The organism is Methanoregula sp. (assembly GCF_002835825.1).
Taxonomy (GTDB): Archaea; Halobacteriota; Methanomicrobia; order Methanomicrobiales; family Methanospirillaceae; genus Methanoregula.
Genome location: NZ_PIZH01000502.1, coordinates 1 through 1503 on the forward strand (window position 1 = coordinate 1; position 1503 = coordinate 1503).

The following is a 1503-nucleotide window of genomic DNA, read 5'->3' on the forward strand; positions in this document are numbered from 1 at the left end:
CTTGGGGGTTCCGCGTTGCTCCACCCCCGCCGCGTGGGCATCCCCCGCGTGGCGATGCCTCCAAATTACTTGTTAAAACCGAATGGGATTTACATGGAGGTTATACGGAGGAATCCTCAGCGCCCACGCCCCCTTGGGGATGTTGAGGGTCTTGAGACCCGAGACATGAGAAGAACCTGGATGGTTCTTCGAGTACGGGAAGGCGCAAGGGGGATGTTAGATAAGTGTCTCAAAAAAAGTGAGAGGATTATTCTATGGACTTCGGGAAGTCCAGATCAAACCGGAGACCGCCCGGGTACACGATATAGTACCGCCAGCCGCAGGCCGGCGAGTACACCCATATCATGATCCGGTCCTTCACCGTCCCTGCCATCCCGCGGAGATAATCCACCTTCGCGGTATAGAGCTCGCGGAGCCGTGCAGCACTTGGCACCGGCAACCTCGATCTGACAGCGAATACGAGCAGCGAACTGCCCTGCTTCAGCCCGATGAGGTTGATCGGGATCGATGGCTCGATCAGCCGTACGGGGATGTACCCGTACTGTCGGAGTATCTCCATCGCCTCGTACGCGAGCGGGCTGCTCCGCGTCCGGCTTATCGGCGTCTCGTCGGGCGCTGTGTCCTGGAGTGCCGGATTCACCGGGGGATGCACAACAAGTTGGGTCTCGGGCTGTGCCTGTCGCTTCCTTGTCTTACGGACATCCTGATCCGATATTCTTGATGCTCTACTAATTGCAGTCTTTGTCTGCGGTGAGGAACGCGTCCTCGTTCCCGCCCGGGTGGCGCTGCGAGGCCGCCCGGTAATGCTCGGTTTCATTGTCACAACAATAACTCCATGTGGCTATACCCTGTCCTCCGGCTGCTTAACCCTCATGAAGTTTTGTCCCACACCGCCAGAGTCGGCATTCCACATACCGGGTTCATGGCCCTACGGTCCATCGCAGGGTGCAAGTACCGGTGTGTTGTTGACCGGGCAGATGTGATTGGATATGGTTCCATGAGATTGTATATATATTGCTTGGATGATGGAGGTTAGATGGGACAGGTCCGCATGAAAAGAGAAAGCGATCCGAGTATTACATGGCTGTCTTTTTATCTATCGCTACCCGCTCCTTCAGCCGCGATTCTAGGGCATCGCAGATCTGCATAGAGGCATCGATCTTCGCAACAATACGGCACTTCTCCGTAAATTGCAGTGATGTATGATCGATCCGAACCAAAATAACAATGCGGGCCGGGGGCTGTGACGAACTAATCCCACCCATTAACCCCACTGTACGGTCACAATGCGCAGCACACCAAGCCGGGGATTGTCGTGACGAATTTCTGGTGCACCGGGCATTGCGACACGAGATAGTCGATGACGGGACATATAGAGTTTCTAACGCATTCGTCTACCAATCAGAAACGCCCGTTCATGCACCATTCCAGCGAGTGGGGCAAATCTATCAAAAATCTGCAGGATGAGGGATCTGATCCGGCAAAACAGGGGCATCCCTACCC

Annotated in this window: 1 protein-coding gene; it reads right to left on the reverse strand. The window is 55.2% G+C overall.

Annotated elements, in window-relative coordinates; all coding sequences use genetic code 11:
- Positions 1–247: 247 nt before the first annotated feature.
- Entirely contained in the window at positions 248–652 is a 405-nt protein-coding gene (locus CW742_RS12705; protein ID WP_292420927.1) for a hypothetical protein, read from the reverse strand.
- Positions 653–1503: the final 851 nt, after the last annotated feature.